Annotated in this window: 15 protein-coding genes; 7 read left to right on the forward strand and 8 right to left on the reverse strand. The window is 70.3% G+C overall.

Translation table 11 applies throughout. The annotated features are described in order from the left end of the window. Positions 1–5: 5 nt before the first annotated feature. Complete coding sequence (locus tag ASF68_RS10680) at positions 6–1,421, reverse strand: glycoside hydrolase family 30 beta sandwich domain-containing protein (protein WP_056010025.1); 1,416 nt, start codon at positions 1,419–1,421, stop codon at positions 6–8. 168 nt (positions 1,422–1,589) lie between these two features. Between ASF68_RS10680 and ASF68_RS10685 the strand changes: the two genes are divergently transcribed. After that, the gene (locus ASF68_RS10685) at positions 1,590–2,291 is read left to right on the forward strand and encodes an NUDIX domain-containing protein (RefSeq protein ID WP_056010027.1); all 702 of its coding nucleotides are present in this window, start codon (positions 1,590–1,592) and stop codon (positions 2,289–2,291) included. Positions 2,292–2,324: 33 nt separating this feature from the next. On the opposite strand, the gene ASF68_RS10690 is transcribed toward ASF68_RS10685, so the two are convergent. The 3 genes from ASF68_RS10690 to ASF68_RS10700 are packed head-to-tail and all read right to left on the reverse strand — an operon-like array spanning position 2,325 to position 5,474. Continuing rightward, positions 2,325–3,653, reverse strand: a complete 1,329-nt coding sequence (locus tag ASF68_RS10690; protein ID WP_056010029.1) for a M20/M25/M40 family metallo-hydrolase — start codon at positions 3,651–3,653, stop codon at positions 2,325–2,327. Then, positions 3,650–4,450 (reverse strand): carbon-nitrogen hydrolase family protein, encoded by an 801-nt coding sequence (locus tag ASF68_RS10695; RefSeq protein WP_056010031.1) that lies wholly within the window; start codon positions 4,448–4,450, stop codon positions 3,650–3,652. The genes ASF68_RS10690 and ASF68_RS10695 overlap by 4 nt, the downstream gene beginning before the upstream one ends. A 58-nt stretch (positions 4,451–4,508) precedes the next feature. Next, complete coding sequence (locus tag ASF68_RS10700; protein WP_082498575.1) at positions 4,509–5,474, reverse strand: DMT family transporter; 966 nt, start codon at positions 5,472–5,474, stop codon at positions 4,509–4,511. A gap of 70 nt (positions 5,475–5,544) precedes the next feature. Here ASF68_RS10700 and ASF68_RS10705 point away from each other — a divergent pair, with 70 nt between their 5' ends. The 3 genes from ASF68_RS10705 (at position 5,545) to ASF68_RS10715 (ending at position 8,807) form a co-directional block, all read left to right on the forward strand. Next, positions 5,545–6,609 (forward strand): phosphotransferase family protein, encoded by a 1,065-nt coding sequence (locus tag ASF68_RS10705; RefSeq protein ID WP_056010033.1) that lies wholly within the window; start codon positions 5,545–5,547, stop codon positions 6,607–6,609. Between the two features lie 119 nt (positions 6,610–6,728). Then, the gene (locus ASF68_RS10710) at positions 6,729–8,417 is read left to right on the forward strand and encodes an ABC-F family ATP-binding cassette domain-containing protein (RefSeq protein WP_056010035.1); all 1,689 of its coding nucleotides are present in this window, start codon (positions 6,729–6,731) and stop codon (positions 8,415–8,417) included. 27 nt (positions 8,418–8,444) lie between these two features. Then, positions 8,445–8,807, forward strand: coding sequence for a hypothetical protein (locus ASF68_RS10715; RefSeq protein WP_157580306.1), 363 nt, complete (start codon positions 8,445–8,447; stop codon positions 8,805–8,807). A gap of 18 nt (positions 8,808–8,825) precedes the next feature. Here ASF68_RS10715 and ASF68_RS10720 read toward each other — a convergent pair whose 3' ends face one another. From ASF68_RS10720 to ASF68_RS10735, 4 genes are all read right to left on the reverse strand, one after another. After that, positions 8,826–9,779, reverse strand: a complete 954-nt coding sequence (locus ASF68_RS10720; protein ID WP_056010038.1) for a helix-turn-helix transcriptional regulator — start codon at positions 9,777–9,779, stop codon at positions 8,826–8,828. Positions 9,780–9,855: 76 nt separating this feature from the next. Then, positions 9,856–10,227 carry a hypothetical protein gene (locus ASF68_RS10725; RefSeq protein WP_056010040.1) on the reverse strand — a complete coding sequence of 124 codons (372 nt, stop codon included), beginning with the start codon at positions 10,225–10,227 and terminating at the stop codon, positions 9,856–9,858. Between the two features lie 88 nt (positions 10,228–10,315). Further along, positions 10,316–10,648 (reverse strand): hypothetical protein, encoded by a 333-nt coding sequence (locus ASF68_RS10730; RefSeq protein WP_056010042.1) that lies wholly within the window; start codon positions 10,646–10,648, stop codon positions 10,316–10,318. Positions 10,649–10,789: 141 nt separating this feature from the next. Continuing rightward, complete coding sequence (locus tag ASF68_RS10735; protein WP_056010044.1) at positions 10,790–12,340, reverse strand: deoxyguanosinetriphosphate triphosphohydrolase family protein; 1,551 nt, start codon at positions 12,338–12,340, stop codon at positions 10,790–10,792. A gap of 39 nt (positions 12,341–12,379) precedes the next feature. Here ASF68_RS10735 and ASF68_RS10740 point away from each other — a divergent pair, with 39 nt between their 5' ends. Genes ASF68_RS10740 through ASF68_RS10750 form a run of 3 tightly spaced genes read left to right on the forward strand, consistent with a single transcriptional unit; the run spans position 12,380 to position 15,218 of the window. After that, the gene (locus tag ASF68_RS10740) at positions 12,380–12,961 is read left to right on the forward strand and encodes a uracil-DNA glycosylase family protein (RefSeq protein ID WP_056010046.1); all 582 of its coding nucleotides are present in this window, start codon (positions 12,380–12,382) and stop codon (positions 12,959–12,961) included. Positions 12,962–13,020: 59 nt separating this feature from the next. Further along, positions 13,021–13,485 (forward strand): hypothetical protein, encoded by a 465-nt coding sequence (locus tag ASF68_RS10745; protein ID WP_056010048.1) that lies wholly within the window; start codon positions 13,021–13,023, stop codon positions 13,483–13,485. A 35-nt stretch (positions 13,486–13,520) separates the two neighbouring features. Next, positions 13,521–15,218: an endo-1,4-beta-xylanase gene (locus ASF68_RS10750; RefSeq protein ID WP_056010050.1), complete on the forward strand. Its 1,698-nt coding sequence runs from the start codon at positions 13,521–13,523 to the stop codon at positions 15,216–15,218. The last annotated feature ends 7 nt before the right edge of the window (positions 15,219–15,225 follow it).

Genomic DNA, 15,225 nt, shown 5'->3' on the forward strand with positions numbered 1-15,225 from the left:
ACCGATCAGGCCGGCGGCATGACGAGGGTCGCGAAGGAGTCGGCCGGCAGCGTCGGGGTGATGACGTCGCCGTCGATCACGATCTGGACGGGCAGCGGCTCGCCGAGGTCGTTCTGCATCACGAGTACGACCCCGCCGTCCGGGTTGCGGAACGCGAGCAGGTTCTCGTGCCCGGTCCAACTCATCGTCGCGAGACGCTGCGCGCCCGGCTGCAGGAAGTGCCCCAGGTGCCGCATGAGGAAATACTCGTGCGTGTACCGGAACGTGCGCCGCTCGGGATCGACGACGACGAGTGAGTTCTGCGCCCACCCCCATCGGCTGACGCCTCCCTCGGTCAGCGCGAGGTTCCAGTAGGTGTACGCCTCCGCTCCGTGCGTGAAGAAGTGACGCATGAGCCCCCAGCTGTACCGGGCGAACCGCCAGTCGTTGCGACCATCGCCGCACTCCTGCTCGGTCTGGTACAGCGCCAACTCGGGATGGGCGTGGTGCACGGCGGCGATCGCCCCCTTGCCGGCCCATTGGAATCCGACCCCCTGCACCCACGGGCCTGCCGCGGGGTCGGCGAGCACGGTCTCGATCTGCGCGTCGTGCGGTCGCTCCTCGGTGCCGAGGAACACGCGCACCCCCAGCCGGTCCATCTCCGGCCCGAGCACGGCGATGAAGCGGGCGAGTCCCTCGGCCGTCCAGACGCAGCTCGGGAACACCTGTGCCGAGTTGAACTCGTTCTGGGGCATCACCATCTCCACCCGGATGCCCTCCTCCCCGTAGGCCTCGACGAAGCGGGCGAAGTAGCGGGCGTAGGCCTCGAGGTATCGGTCCTCGAGGATGAACAGGTCGGTCCCCTCGGCGCCCAGCTGGTCGTCGCGGATGCCGTTGTCGACGTCGGACCCGTCCCAGGGGCGCGCGGCGGCGTAGTGACCGTTGGTCTTCATCCACGTGGGCGGGCTCCACGGCGACGCCCAGAGCCGGAGATCGCCGCGGTACCGCTGTGCCGCCTGGATGAACGGCACGAGCGTCGCCCGGTCGTGGTCGATGCTGAAGTGCTCGAGCCCGAAGTCGCCGTCGACCTCGTCGTAGGAGTACCAGTCGGTGGAGAAGTCGTTGGCGCCGACGGGCATGCGGCAGAGCGAGAGGTTGAGCCCGGCGCCAGGGGTGAAGAGGTCCGACAGGATGCCTTCGCGGTCCTCCTCGGACAGCAGCCCGAGCGCCGTCCAGCCGAGCTCGTTGAAGCATCCGCCGATGCCGTCGATCGTCTGCTGGGGCGAGGCGGTGTCGACGATGACGTTCGGCATGCCCGTCACCCGGCCGAAGGCGAGCGGCGGCTGCTCCTGCCAGGGCGCGTCCTGGGTGGTGACGACCCACGAGACCGCCCGCGCGTCAGTGGCCGCGGTTCCAGGGTTGGCGGGGCTGCTGCTCGTCATCGAGTGCCTTTCGACGGGGGTCCTCCGTGGACCACGACCGGTGCTCCCACCAGTATGTTGCAGAACCCGCGAAAACCGAAGAGTGTTCATCATTGGCTTGCCGTAGGCGCAGCACACTCGGGCCGAGCGCCCGTGGAACGGCTCGCGGAACCGCCCTAGGCTCGGATCATGCCCGACTCCTCCGCGCCCCGCCCGCCGCAACCCGGAGCCGAGCTCCCCGACGCCCGCGGGCGCACCGGCCTGCACCGCACCGGCCTCGACCTCACCGGCAACCCGCGGGTCCAGGTGACCGATGTCGAGCTGCTCGCCACCGCCTGGCACGTGCTCCGCCGGACCACCCTCCGGGTGCAGGACCGCTCAGGCGCCTGGTCCGTCCAACAGCGGGAGACCTATGACCGCGGCAACGGCGCCACCATCCTGCTCTACCACGGCGACTCACGGAAGGTCCTCCTCACCAGGCAGTTCCGGTACCCGGCGTACGTCAACGGCCACCCGACCGGCGAACTCATCGAGACCGCAGCCGGCCTCCTCGACGACGACGACCCCGAGACCGCCGTCGCCCGCGAGGCACTGGAGGAGACCGGGTTCGCCGTCGAGGCCGTCGAGCACGTGTTCGACGCCTTCATGAGCCCGGGCTCCGTCACCGAACGACTCCACTTCTACGCCGCGGAGTACGACCCGGCCGCCCGCTCAGGTGACTGGGGTGGGCTCGCGGAGGAGGGAGAGGAGATCGAACTCCTCGAACTCGACATCGACGATGCCGTCGCGCGGATCGGGGTCGACATCATCGACGCCAAGACGATCATGCTGCTCCAGTGGGCGAGGCTGACCGGGCCCTTCGCCGGGCCGGCCCCGCGCGTCGAAGACTGAACGGCGGCACCCGACCTCAGGGGCCGCGAGCCGTCAGGCCGAGCGGATGATGTCCGTGAGCACCGCGCAGCCGAAGTCCAGCGCGTCGAGCGGCACGCGCTCGTCGACCCCGTGGAACATCCCGGGGAAGTCGAAGTCCGCGGGCAGCCGGAGTGGGATGAACCCGTATCCGATGATGCCGAGGCGACTGAGCGCCTTCGCGTCGGTGCCGCCGGGGATGAGGTGCGGGAGCACGGTCGCGCCGGGGTCGTGGCGTTCGATGGCGGCCTCGATGACGGACACGAGCTCCCCGTCGTTTGGCGACTCCATCGCGATGAGTTCCAACTCGACCTCGATCTCGACCTCGGCCCCGGCGGCCTCCCGGAGACGCGCGAGGACCTCGTCGCGTTGCCCGGGCAGGAACCGTGCGTCGACCGTCGCCGTCGCGGACTCGGGGATCACGTTCTCCTTGTAGCCGCCGGAGATCATCGTGACGTTCGCCACGTTCTGCAGGCCGGCCCGGAGCCGGGAAGCGCTGGGGCCGACGAGCGCGGCGAGGTCGAACGGCGACAGCTCTGGGGCGGCACCGGTCAGTTCTCGGAGTCGCTGGAACAGGTGCGACGTCGTCTCGGTGAAGGACACCGGCCAGTCGAGCGCACCGATGCGTCCGACCGCGGCGGCGAGCTTCACGATCGCGGAGTCGCGGCTCGCGAGGGACGCGTGACCGGCAGCGCCGTGCGCCGTCAACCGCAGCCACAACACGCCCTTCTCGCCGGTGTTCAGGAGGTAGGCGCGACTGTCGGCCCGTGCTCCGAGCGCGACGCTGTACCCGCCGCCTTCGCTGATCGCGTGACCGACCCCCGCGAACTGCTCGGGGTGCTGCTCGACCATCCACTGCGAGCCGAGCACGCATCCGGCCTCCTCGTCGGCGAAGAACGCGAGGACGACGTCCCGTTCGGGTTGTTCGCCGGCGGTGACCATGCGTCGCACCGCGGCGACGATCATCGCCACCATGTTTTTCATGTCGACGGCGCCTCGGCCCCAGAGCATGCCGTCGGCGATCTCGCCGCCGAACGGGTCGACGGTCCACGCCGCAGCGTCAACGGGCACGACGTCGAGGTGTCCGTGGAGCAGCAGGCCGGGGAGGCTGCGGTCCCGGCCGGGCCAGCGGGCGATGAGGTTGGTCCGGCCCGGTTCCGCCTCGAAGCGTTCGCAGACGATCCCGACCTCACCGAGCAGGCGTTCGACGAGGTCGGCGGCGCGGGACTCGCCGACCGCGCGCCCGCCACCGTAGTTGGAGGTGTCGATCCTGATGAGGTCGCGGGTGATCGACACGACCTCCGACAGGGCGGCAGGGTCGGCGACGCGCACGTCCGGGCTCATTCCGCGGTCCGCGGGACCACGGTGAACCGGCGGTTGGCGAGCGAGGGCACTCGCGCCCGGACGTCGTCGAGTCTGGCCGGGTCGAGCTCGGCGAAGATCACGCCGGGTGCCTCGCCGGCTGACGCGATGACGACGCCCGCAGGATCGACGACGATCGAGTTGCCCGTCGCGAGCGGCCCCGTCTGGTTGGCGCTGACGACGTAGGCGGTGTTCTCGATCGCCCGGGCACGGATGAGCGTGGTCCACGTGTCCTCCTTGCCCGGGCCGACGATCCACATGGCGGGCAGGAGGATGACGTCGGCCCCCGCGTCGACCAGACGTCTGGCGCTCTCGGGGAAGCGGAGGTCGTAGCAGGTGAAGGCGCCGAAGCGGAGGCCGCCCAGCTCGAGGACGAAGGGCTCGGTGATCTCGCCGGCGGCGATGCCGTCGCTCTCGGCGTACCCGAAGGCGTCGTAGAGGTGCACCTTGCGGTACGTCGCGACGATCTCGCCCTCGGCGTCGATGGCGACGAGCGTGTTGTAGGGCAGGCCGTCCGGGTTCGCCTCGATGGTGCCGACGACGGTCGGGAGCGAGCGCGCGGCGGCTGCCGCGGCGACGCCCGTGATGAACGGCCCGTCGAGGGGTTGGGCGATCGCGGCGAGCGCGCTCGGCGGCTCGGAGGTCGCGTACCCGCTCATCTCCGGGAGCACGAGCAGCTCGGCTCCACCGGCGGCGGCTTCGCCGAGGAGTGCGACCACGCTGACGAGGTTCTCGTCGGTGTCCGTTCCGGCGGAGAACTGCCCGGATGCGATGCGCATGTGAATCCTCGTTCCGTGGTGGGGACGCCGACCGGCGGGGTGGGGCCGTCCAGCCACCCTATGCCGAGATCGGTGCGGGACGCCGCCTGAACCGGAGCCTGCCCTGGCTCACGAGGATGCCGAGGACGACGATCACGCCACCGACGGGTTCGTTCCAGTGGAGGACCTCCCCGAGCACGAGGATGCCGAGCACGACGCCGACGAGCGGCGTGAGGTAGGTGACGGTCGACGCCGCGGTCGCGCCCCAGGAGTCGACGATCATCGTCATCCAGATGTACGCGACACCGGTGCCGAGGGCGCCCAGCGCGACCATGCTGGCGACGACCGGGAGGTCGAGCGACACGGGCTGCATCGCGATGAACGGCGAGAGGACGAGCATGATGACGGCGGCGAGCGAGATCTCCATCGCCGAGATGACGACGGCGTCGTAGCTGTGGGTGCCGAGGACGAACTTGCGCAGGTAGACGAAGGCGGTGCCGTAGCAGAGGGTCGCCCCGAGGCAGGCGAGCTGCGCGGGCACGGACTCCAGGATCGCCGGGTCGCCGAGCACCCGCCAGGGGCCGACGACCATGGCGACGCCGAGCGCTCCGACGAAGATCCCGAACACCTGCAAGCCGTTCAGCCGCTCCTTCGGGAGGAACAGTGCGCCGACGGCGAGCGTCATGATGGGCGTCGTCGCGTTGAGGATGCTCGAGAGCCCCGACGGCAGGAACTGCCCGGCCCAGGAGAACAGGAGGAAGGGGGCGACGCAGAGGAACACCGAGACGACCGCGAGGTGCGCCCACAGTCGTCGCTCGCGCGGCCAGCGCCGACGGGTGACGGTCATGATGATGCAGAGCGTGATGGCGCCGAGCAGCACCCGCGACAACGCGACCTGCGAGGGCGAGAGGCCGGTCAGCCCCGTCTTCATGAAGAGGAAGCTGGACCCCCAGATGAGCGCGGCGCCGAGGTAGGCGAACAGCACCCTCCGGGATCCCGGTGCGACGAGCGCGGTGACGCGGGTGGTCGGTGCTGCGGCGCTCATCGTGCTCCCTCGGGTCGGACGCCCCAGCTTGGCACGAGCCGCCGACGCCCTGTGGCGCTAGCGTGGGCGGATGAGCCGTTCCCCCTCCCCCAGTTCCACCCTGGTCGCCCTCGCAGAGCACTGGGCGGCCGAGCGGCCGGCCATGCAGCCGGGCAGCCCCACCATCACGATGCTCGGGGAGGGCACCGCGAACGAGGTGGCCGCCGTGGAACTCGACGGCGGCGAGCGCGCCATCGTGAAGCTCTCGCCAGCGGCGGCCGAGGGCCTCACCTACGAGCGGAAGCTCATGCACACGGAGGCCCTCGCGCTCCGCATCCTCGGCCGCGCTGATGTCCCGCAACCGGAGATCGTCCTCGCAACCGACCTCGACGGCCGCGACGCCCTCATCATGACCGAGCTCACCGGCCGCCCGGCGAACAGCACCGAGACCGTCCCACTCGCGCGCGACGTGATGGGACGGACACTCGCCCGCCTCCACGCCGCCGGTCGCACGCCGTTCCACGTGGAACCAGGCGACGACGAGGACGCCGCGCTCTCCCCCGCCACCGGGCTCGACGACGGGAACCGGTTCGGGTATCCGTTCCGCCCTGAGCTGCAGGCGACCACGGCGGGCGCGGCGTACCGGGTCCTCCTCGACGCGGTCCTCGCTGATGCCTCGCGCTTCGAGGTGGATCTGCCGGTCGACGCCGCTCGGCTCATCGGGCTCGTCGACGAGGCACTCCCGGCGTTCGATGCCGTGACCGAGGCGACCCTCGTGCACTTCGACCTCTGGGACGGCAACCTCCTGATCATGCCCGAGCACGGCGCTGAGGCCGCCCAGCTCACCGGCGTCATCGACCACGAGCGTGCGCACTGGGCCGACCCGACCGCCGACCTCGTCTCGCTCGCCCTGTTCACCGACGTCCCCGCGACGATCGCCGACGACGCCGAGCTGCTCCGCACCTACCGGGAGGAGTCCGGCCACGAACTCCTCCCAGACGAGTCGGCGTGGACCCGCGCCCGCCTCTGGTCGCTGTACCTCGCGTTGATCATGGTGGTGGAGGGCGTTCCCCGCGGCTACGAGGGCGACTGGTTCGTCGAGCACGACGCGACCATCCGCACCTGGATCACCGACATCGCCGCTGCGCTCGCTTGAACCACTCGACCGCCGGACGGGCGTCCGGCTAGACTGGTCGGCTCGCCAGGCGGTGGGCGGCTCCGCGCATCGACGCGGGGTCCGTTCGGGAGCGACCGGCTCCCCGGGGAGTGCACACCATGGGCTACATCGACGTCAGCGATCTCAGCCATACGCTGAGCGACGGACGGACGCTACTGGACGAGGTGTCGTTCCGCGTCGGCGAAGGCGCGATCGCCGCGCTCATCGGGGCGAACGGTGCCGGCAAGACGACGCTCCTCCGGATCATCCGCGGCGAGCTGCAGCCCGATTCCGGCGTCGTGTCCATCGACGGCGGGCTTGGGGTCATGGACCAGTTCGTCGGGCGGGGCGACGACGATCGCACGGTGCGCGACCTCCTCGTGCAGGTCGCACCGCCGCGGGTCCGGGCGGCGGCCGAGGCGGTGGACCGCGCCGAGCTCGCGCTCATGGAGGACGACGTCGAGGCCACGCAGATGGCGTACGCCGCGACGCTCGCCGAGTACGCCGACGCCGGCGGCTACGACCAGGAGGTGCTCTGGGACAGCTGCAGCGAGGCCGCGCTCGGCGTCCCGTACGACCGCGCGCAGTGGCGGACGCTCGGCACGCTCTCGGGAGGCGAGCAGAAACGGCTCGTCCTCGAGGCGCTGTTCCGCGGTCCGGAACAGGTGCTGCTCCTCGACGAGCCCGACAACTCCCTCGACGTCCCGACGAAGCGCTGGTTGGAGGGCATGCTCGCCGAGACCCGCAAGACCGTCCTCCTCGTCTCCCACGACCGCGAACTCCTGGCGCAGGCCGCGACCCGGATCATCACGCTCGAGGTCGGAGCGGCCGGGAGCACGACGTGGACGCACGGCGCGAGCTTCCGCAGCTATCACGAGGCCCGCGAGGCACGGCTCGACCGGCTGGACGAGCTCCGCCGACGCTGGGACGAGGACCGCGTGAAGCTGCGCGCACTCGTCCTGCGGCTCCGCGAGCAGGCCAAGTTCAACGACTCGATGGCCTCCCGCTACCGGGCCGCGCAGACCCGACTCGCGAAGTTCGAGGAGGCCGGTCCGCCGGAGGAGCGCCCGAAGGACCAGCAGGTCACGATGCGACTGCGCGGCGCCCGCACCGGCCGACGTGCGCTCGTGTGCTCCTCGCTCGAACTCACCGGGCTCATGCAGCCCTTCGATGCGGAGATCTGGTTCGGCGAGCGCATCGGCGTGCTGGGGTCGAACGGTTCGGGCAAGTCCCATTTCCTCCGGCTGCTCGCCGGTGGTGGGACCGATCCGGATCCGGGCGCGGGTCATCTGGCGGCGGCCGGTGGCACCCTCGAGCCGGTGCTGCACGACGGTGTCGCGAAGCTGGGCGCCCGCGTGCAGCCGGGGTGGTTCGCGCAGTCGCATCGGCATCCGGAACTCCTCGGCCGGACGCTGCTCGACATCCTGCATCGGGGTGACGAGCACCGGACTGGCCTGCCGCGGGAGGCCGCGAGCCGGGTGCTCGACCGCTACGGCCTCGCCGCCGCCGCGGAGCAGTCGTTCGAGTCACTCTCCGGTGGCCAGCAGGCACGACTGCAGATCCTGCTCCTCGAGCTGTCGGGTGCGACGCTGCTCCTCCTCGACGAACCGACCGACAACCTCGACCTCGTCTCGGCGGAGGCGCTCGAGCAGGGGTTGGAAGGGTTCGAGGGCACCGTGATCGCCGTGACCCACGATCGCTGGTTCGCGAGGGGCTTCGACCGGTTCCTCGTCTTCGGCTCCGACGGTCGCGTCCAGACCTCCGACGAGCCCGTCTGGGAGGAGACGCGGGTCGACCGCGCCCGGTAGACAGCGACTCGTGCAGGACCCCCCTGCATGAGTCGCGGGGTTGGTCAACCCACCGTCGTCCCAGGGTGCGTTGCCTACGCTTACCAGGACGAACCGATCCCGGAGGTGATGGTCCTGCAGTACAGCATCGCCATCGGGCGCGCTTCATACGACATCGATCCTGCCGTCGACGTGCAGGAGCTCATGACCGAGATCGAATCCGCCGTCCAGGCGGGCGGCCGCTTCGTGCGGGTTCCGCTCACCTCCGATCGCGCGGTCAACGTCCTCGTCAGCCCGGGCCTCCTCATCAGCGTCGAGTCGTTCGCGCATCGGGCGCTCGAGATCGTGCCGTCCCTCGAAGCCGAGCCGCTATCGGGTCTCGACGAATACGACGAGTTCGACGAGTTCTGAGTCGGCGCGAGCCGGCGGTCAGGACCCGAGCGTCGTGCTCGGATACTCGCCGAAGCGGTTCGTGTACGAGGCGGAGAACCGTCCGAGGTGGGCGAAGCCCCACCGCTGCGCGATCTCGGCGACGGTGGCACGACCGGGATCGGACCTGCGGAGTTCCTCCTGCACGCGGTCGAGCCGCACCCGTCGCAGGTAGTCGATCGCGGTGATGTCGTGTTCGCGGCGGAACGCCGCCTGCAGGCTCCGTTGGCTCATCCCGACCGCCTCGGCCACGTCCTCGGTGCGGATGGGCAGGTGCGCGTTGGCGATCATGTACTCGACGGCGGCGCGGGTCTTCCCGCCCGACGGCAGCCCGATCTCGACCGGTGCGTGCAGCGCGGTGTGCGGGAACGTCTCCAAGAGGGCGATCGCGGCAGCACGGTTCGCCTCCGCGCGGAGGAGCGCCGGGCTGGCGTCGTCGTACACGACGCTCGCGACGGTGGTGACCGAGGCCGCCCAGCGTCGGAGCTGCTCGCCGCTCGGTCGCGCCGTCGTGTCGAACAGGATCGGGCCGCTCGTGCCCTCGACCTCTCCCGCGACCCGTTCCAGGAACGACCCGTCGAAGTGCATGAGGTTCTGGCGGTAGTCGGTGAAGTCGAACTCGGCGAGCCGATCGTTCGCGAACATCGCCGGCCGACCGTACTCGAGCTTGACCGGTGCGCCGGCGAGATCGGTCGCCCCCTGCCCGGCCGTCAGCCACGACACGATGTACTCGCCCTGCGTGAGCACCGTCCCGGTGACGCGACCGGCGAACTGGGTGGCGCGCAGCGTCAGCTCGTCATCGCCGATCGCCGTGTACCGGAAGGTGAAGGCGGATGCCGTGGGTTCGATGACCATCTCGCCGGCGTTGTACGCGTCGGAGAACAGGTCTCGAGCCTCATCGACATCTCGACCTGCGACCTCGGACCGCTCAGCGGGCCCACCGTGTTCGCTCATCGTTCATAGAATCTCACGCCGTTCCCGAACTGTCACCTTCAACGGGACGTTCGGGGGCGGAGCAGTCCACCGCTTGTCAGGCGGTCCCTTGCAGGAAGCCGTGTTCGGCCCCGAGGACACCGGTCAGTGCGGACGACGCCATCGGCGCGAAGCGTGGCAGCATCGTCGTCTCGTGCACGGCCGTCGGGCGCTCCGACCAGATCGTCAGCACCGTCAACCCACCCTCGGCGCGGAGTGACCAGGCGACGATGTATCTCGTCAGGACGCGGACGGTGTCGCCGCCGACATCGAGTGCGATGGCGGACCGGCTGAGGGACAGACCACCAGCGACGTCGGCGCCGGAGTGGGAGGTCTCGAAGACGACGTCGGTGCGGTCGAGCAGTCGCCCGACGGTGCGCGCATCGTCCAACTCGAAGAAGTCGGGCGCGCCAGGGATCGAGATCGGCATGGTCCCACCCCCAACTGGTGTGTCATGGACGCCCGACGGCCGGAGCTCGTCGTGGCGGTGTTCGATCCGCGGTCGCGGAGCCGCGTGCCTAGGCTGCGGACTCGACGCGCTTGGTGGCGCCGGCGGCCGGCTCGGGTACGACGCGCATGCCCTTCGCGCTGTTGGCCTGCTCGAGGAGCGCGGCGAGCCATTCCCGGTTGAGCTCCGGTGCACGGCTGCCGTAGAAGGAGAACTGGAGGGGGATCATCGGGTTCAGCCACAGCGACTGACGACCCGTCCCACGACCGGGGACGGCTTCGAGGTGGAAGGCGAAGCTCTCGTTGCGGCGGAACTTCGTGAAGATCACCGTCTGCAGGTGCGCGAGGAGCCGGTCTTCGATCTCGTGCGGAGTCGGAGGGGTTCCGTAGAGGAGGTTTCCCATGAGCGCGCCATCCCTTCTGTTTCGGGACCGAGGTGATTCCCGGTGCCGGGGATAACGCTAGATGTTCTAGTAATCCCGCGCTCGGAACTATCCGAATTGCGCCAGGGGCATTCGGATAGCCGTCCGCCGCTCAGCCGACACCTAGCTGCCGAAGGCCCAGGCCTCGCGGTCTCCCCGCAGTCTGGCGGCGAGCGCCGTCGCCTGTTCATCGGTGAGTGAGGCGACGTAGTCGAGGATGCCACGGGCCCGGCCGAGGCGTCCGAGGGCGCTCGGGTCGGCCAGTGGGCGTCCGGTCTCCGGGTCGTCGGGCAGCCAGTCCGGGTTGTCGGCTCGCAGGCGGAAGTAGCCGTCGGTGGCCAGTTCGACGAAGTCGAGGAGCTTCTGCGGGGCACGCGGGCCGTCGCGGGGATCGTCGAGCCAGCGGTCGAGTTCACTGACGAGGACGTCGAGGACGCGCGACTGTCCTCGCTGATAGGTGGCGAAGTCGGGTCGGTCGATGACGAAGCGCGTGTGGACGAACTTGAGCACGGTGACGTCGTGCCAGGCCTCGGGGAGGAGCGACACGTGACCGGAGCGCACGTTGGGCTCCTCGACGACGAGGACGGACCGTTGCAGGCGGCCGATCCAGGAGGAGACGAACGACTCGATGGCGCGCTCGGTGCGGCTCGATCCGTCGAAAGGGACGGCGAGGAGCCCTTCGACGAGTTCGGTCGCGACCCGCTGCACGGAGGCGCGGAAGTGCTCGTCGCTCGCGATCCACGGGTCGCGGGAGACGATCCGCCGTCGCAGCAGTTCGAGCGAGTGGCCGGGTGCCCGGTTCCACAGCTCGTCGGCGTCGAGGGCTGCGAGGGCGCGCTGATCCCGGAGGAAGGTGCGGAACTCGACGGCGACGGCCGCCTGCTGGAGCACGCCGGCCCGGTAGAAGTCGTCGAGGTCGTGCAGGGAGTAGGCGATGTCGTCGGCCACGTCCATCACGGAGCATTCGACGGTCTGCTGCCAGGGCGCGATAGCCGTGAACGCGCCGCGGGCGTCGAGCATGTCGTCGAGGTCGAGTGTGTACGCGGAGAACTTCGGTGGCGCCGTCTCCCAGCGACTCGCGGTCGAGCCGCGCGGCATGCGCGTGGGGTCCGCCGGGTCGAGGTCGGGGCGGTGGACGGTGCGGCCCCACGGGTACTTGAGCACGGCGGCGCGGGAGGCGGCGGTGAGGTTGAGGCCCTCCTTCACCGTCTCGCACACGTCGAGCGCGGAGAGGATGCGGAACGACTGCGCGTTGCCCTCGAAGCCCTCGGCGAGCCCGAGGCGCTCCCGTGCGAGGCGGTCGAGGACCTGCTCGCCGAGGTGGCCGAACGGCGGGTGGCCGAGGTCGTGGGCGCTGGCGGCTGCCTGCACGACGACGGGGTCGCAACCGCCGAGGCGCTCGACGATCGCGGCCTGCGCCGGGTCCGTCGTCGTCAGTTGCATCGCGATGGCCCGGGCGACGGCGGTGACCTTGATCGAGTGCGTGAGCCGGTTGTGCACCACCTGGCCGACCCCGGACGGCGACACGACCTGCGTCACGGCCGACAGCCGGGCGAAGTACGGGGAGAAGCGGATCCGTTCGAGGTCGACCCGGTACTCCGGGTACTCCTCGCCGGTCGCGAACCGGTCCACGGGCTCGGGGATGAGGCGCCGTCGCCGCTGGTCGTCGTCCATCCCCTCACCCTATTGCGCACTCGATGGAAGACTGCAGGGATGCATCCGATCGATCGTCTCCGTGCCGAGGTCGCCGCCCACGAGTCGAACGCTTGGGCGAGGGAGCTCGGGTGGGAGCCGCTCGTCGTCGCGTCCCCCGAGGCTCGGGTGCTCATCATCAGTCAGGCGCCGGGGCGGTTGGCGCAGGAGTCCGGCATCCCCTGGAACGACCCGAGCGGCGTCCTGCTCCGCTCATGGATGGGGGTGACGCCCGAGGAATTCTACGACCCGGCGAACGTGGCGATCGTCCCGATGGACTTCTACTTCCCGGGCAAGGGCACGAGTGGCGACCTGCCGCCGCGCCGCGATTTCGCCGCTCGCTGGCATCCGCGCGTCCTCGAGCAGCTGACCGAGGTGCGCCTCACGATCCTCATCGGCGCCTACGCGCAGCGCGCCTACCTCGGTCCGCGGGCCGGGCGCACCCTCACGGAGAACGTCCGGGCTGCGGAGTCGCACCTCCCGTTCTTCCCGATCGTGCACCCGTCGCCGCTCGCGCGCGGCTGGCGCACGAAGAACCCCTGGTTCCAGGAGGAGACGGTGCCGCTGCTCTCCGCGCAGGTGCGGAAGGCGCTCGCGCGGTGAGGCGGCATAGGCTGACGAGGATGCCGGGACGCCGTCGTCCGACTGACGAGGGGTGAGCCGTGAGTGATGAGCAGCGTGCGGGCGACGACGTGCGGCCGACCGTACAACCACCGTCGGGGTCGAGCTCCGGCGAGACGCCTGCCGGGCTGGATGACGCATCCTGGCTCACCGAGCAGGAGGGACCGGTCACCGGTCGGGCGGCCGGCATCGGGATCACCCTGCTCCTGTTCGCGCTGCTGGTGGTGAGCTGGTTCGTCCAACTGTCGTTCGCCCTGCAGGGCGAGTTCGGGCCGTCCGAGGACCGACTGAGCGGTGGCGGGATGCTCGGCGGGTTCATCCTCGGCGCGGTGATCGCGATCGCTCCGCCCGTCGTCACGCTCGTCCTCCAGGCGAAGGTCCACAAGCGGACGCCTCGATACTCGATCATCGCCGCCATCGGGGCGATCTCCGTGCTCGTCATCGCCGTGCCGGTCAACGCCGTGGTCGTGGGCCTCCAAGCCGTCAGCCTCGCGAGCGGCCGGTAGCCGGCACGCGCCCCACCGTCGCTTACGCTCCTCACATGTCGATCGCCAGCAGACGGAGCCTCGCGAGCGGAGCGGCGGTCGCCCTCGTCCTCGCCCTGGTCGCCTGCACGCCGACCGGGTCGCCCTCCGAGCGGGAGACGGTCATCGACCTCCTGGAGCACGATTGGCAGCACGTGCCCGGCGTCGTCGCAGACGGCGATGAGCTGCGGGTGACCGCGACGGGACGGACCATCGTCGAACAGGACGGCGGTGGAGGCCAACCGAACCCGCCGGTCAATCTCGCGGGCGTGCACCTCGATGCCCCGGACGACTTCACCCTCAGGACGTCGTTCACGGACGTGACCGCGGACGCCACCCTGGCCGTCCTCGCCCGCCCGCCCATCGTCGCCGACGAGTTCCTGATCCAGCCCGCGGGGCTCACGCTCACGCTCCGCGGCGACGATCTCCGCATCGCGGTCTTCGACGGCTCCGCACCGGAGGACGTGACCGACCCTGCGCCGGTGGAGGACGAGGAGGTGACGCTCGCCGACCCCGGGGCGGAACTCTCCGTACATCGTTCCGGCGACCGACTCGAGATCGCGAGCGACGGTGAGACGCTGTCGTCGTTCCCCCTCGGCGGGGTCTTCGACTCCGGCGGACTCTGGTTGGGGTTCTCGAGCGAGGAGGGGTCCTTCACGGTCGGTTCGCTGACCGCCACGGCACCGGCCGGTGCCGCACTGGTCGCCGCAGGTCCTGCCGTGGGCGAGGCGGAACGATCTCCGGAGGGGCTGCAGGCGCTCGCCTCCCGCGCTCGACCGGGCTTCCTGATCGGCGCGGCGGCGGCACTCGGTCCGCTCGTCTCGGACGCGGCGTACGCGGAGAACCTCGTGGGGAACGTCGGCCTCATCACCCCGGAGAACGCGATGAAGCCGCAAGCACTCTCCCCCAGGCAGGGTGAGTACCACTTCGAGGAGGCCGACGCGCTCCTCGACCTCGCAGCGAAGTCCGGGATCGCGGTGCACGGCCACACCATCGCGTTCACCGAGGCGATGCCCGGCTGGATGCGCGACCTGCCCGCCGACTCCGAGTCGCAGCGTCAGGCGAGCGCCGCGGTCCTGCTCGACTACGTGCACACCGTGGTCTCGCACTTCCGCGGCCGGCTCGATTCGCTCGACGTCGTGAACGAACCGTTCGACGTCGATCAGGGCACGAGCTTGCAGGAGAACGTCTGGTACCGCGTCTTCGGGCCGTCGTATCCGGTGGTGGTCTCGACCGCGGTCTACGACGCGGACCCGGACGTCGAGCAGTTCATCAACGAGAACGGCGCCGATGTGCCGGGTCCCCGGCAGGACGCTCTGCTGCAGCTCGCCCTCGACACGAACGCGCAGGGTGGCCATATTGACGGCGTCGGCCTGCAAGCCCACGTCTACGACCTCGACACCGATGCACTCTCAGCGGAGGACCTCGCGACGACGTTCGACACCTTCGCGGATGCGGGGCTCGTCGTCCGCATCTCCGAGAACGACGTCCCGGACGACGAGGGCGAGGACGTCCAGGCGGAGCAGTACGCCACCGTCCTCGCGGCGTGCCTCGGCTCGGACGCCTGCGTGTCGTACACGAGCTGGGGCGTGGACGACGCCTACGACTGGTTCATCGACGACGACGGCGCTCTGCAGCAGGGCCACGACCTCCTGTTCGACGACGGCGAGCCGACGCCAGCCTACGACGCGCTACGGCGCTTCCTCGCGGGCTGAGGAGCGA

The sequence above is a fragment of the Plantibacter sp. Leaf314 genome (assembly GCF_001423185.1).
Classification (GTDB): Bacteria; Actinomycetota; Actinomycetes; order Actinomycetales; family Microbacteriaceae; genus Plantibacter.

Bases quoted from the DNA above. Each gene is read 5' to 3' on its own strand.
- ASF68_RS10735 (WP_056010044.1), bottom strand. From the start codon at position 12,340: ATGGACGACGACCAGCGGCGACGGCGCCTCATCCCCGAGCCCGTGGAC.
- ASF68_RS10710 (WP_056010035.1), top strand. From the start codon at position 6,729: ATGGGCTACATCGACGTCAGCGATCTCAGCCATACGCTGAGCGACGGA.
- ASF68_RS10700 (WP_082498575.1), bottom strand. From the start codon at position 5,474: ATGAGCGCCGCAGCACCGACCACCCGCGTCACCGCGCTCGTCGCACCG.
- ASF68_RS10720 (WP_056010038.1), bottom strand. From the start codon at position 9,779: ATGAGCGAACACGGTGGGCCCGCTGAGCGGTCCGAGGTCGCAGGTCGA.
- ASF68_RS10740 (WP_056010046.1), top strand. From the start codon at position 12,380: ATGCATCCGATCGATCGTCTCCGTGCCGAGGTCGCCGCCCACGAGTCG.
- ASF68_RS10715 (WP_157580306.1), top strand. From the start codon at position 8,445: ATGAGTCGCGGGGTTGGTCAACCCACCGTCGTCCCAGGGTGCGTTGCC.
- ASF68_RS10680 (WP_056010025.1), bottom strand. From the start codon at position 1,421: ATGACGAGCAGCAGCCCCGCCAACCCTGGAACCGCGGCCACTGACGCG.
- ASF68_RS10750 (WP_056010050.1), top strand. From the start codon at position 13,521: ATGTCGATCGCCAGCAGACGGAGCCTCGCGAGCGGAGCGGCGGTCGCC.
- ASF68_RS10695 (WP_056010031.1), bottom strand. From the start codon at position 4,450: ATGCGCATCGCATCCGGGCAGTTCTCCGCCGGAACGGACACCGACGAG.
- ASF68_RS10705 (WP_056010033.1), top strand. From the start codon at position 5,545: ATGAGCCGTTCCCCCTCCCCCAGTTCCACCCTGGTCGCCCTCGCAGAG.
- ASF68_RS10730 (WP_056010042.1), bottom strand. From the start codon at position 10,648: ATGGGAAACCTCCTCTACGGAACCCCTCCGACTCCGCACGAGATCGAA.
- ASF68_RS10690 (WP_056010029.1), bottom strand. From the start codon at position 3,653: ATGAGCCCGGACGTGCGCGTCGCCGACCCTGCCGCCCTGTCGGAGGTC.
- ASF68_RS10725 (WP_056010040.1), bottom strand. From the start codon at position 10,227: ATGCCGATCTCGATCCCTGGCGCGCCCGACTTCTTCGAGTTGGACGAT.
- ASF68_RS10685 (WP_056010027.1), top strand. From the start codon at position 1,590: ATGCCCGACTCCTCCGCGCCCCGCCCGCCGCAACCCGGAGCCGAGCTC.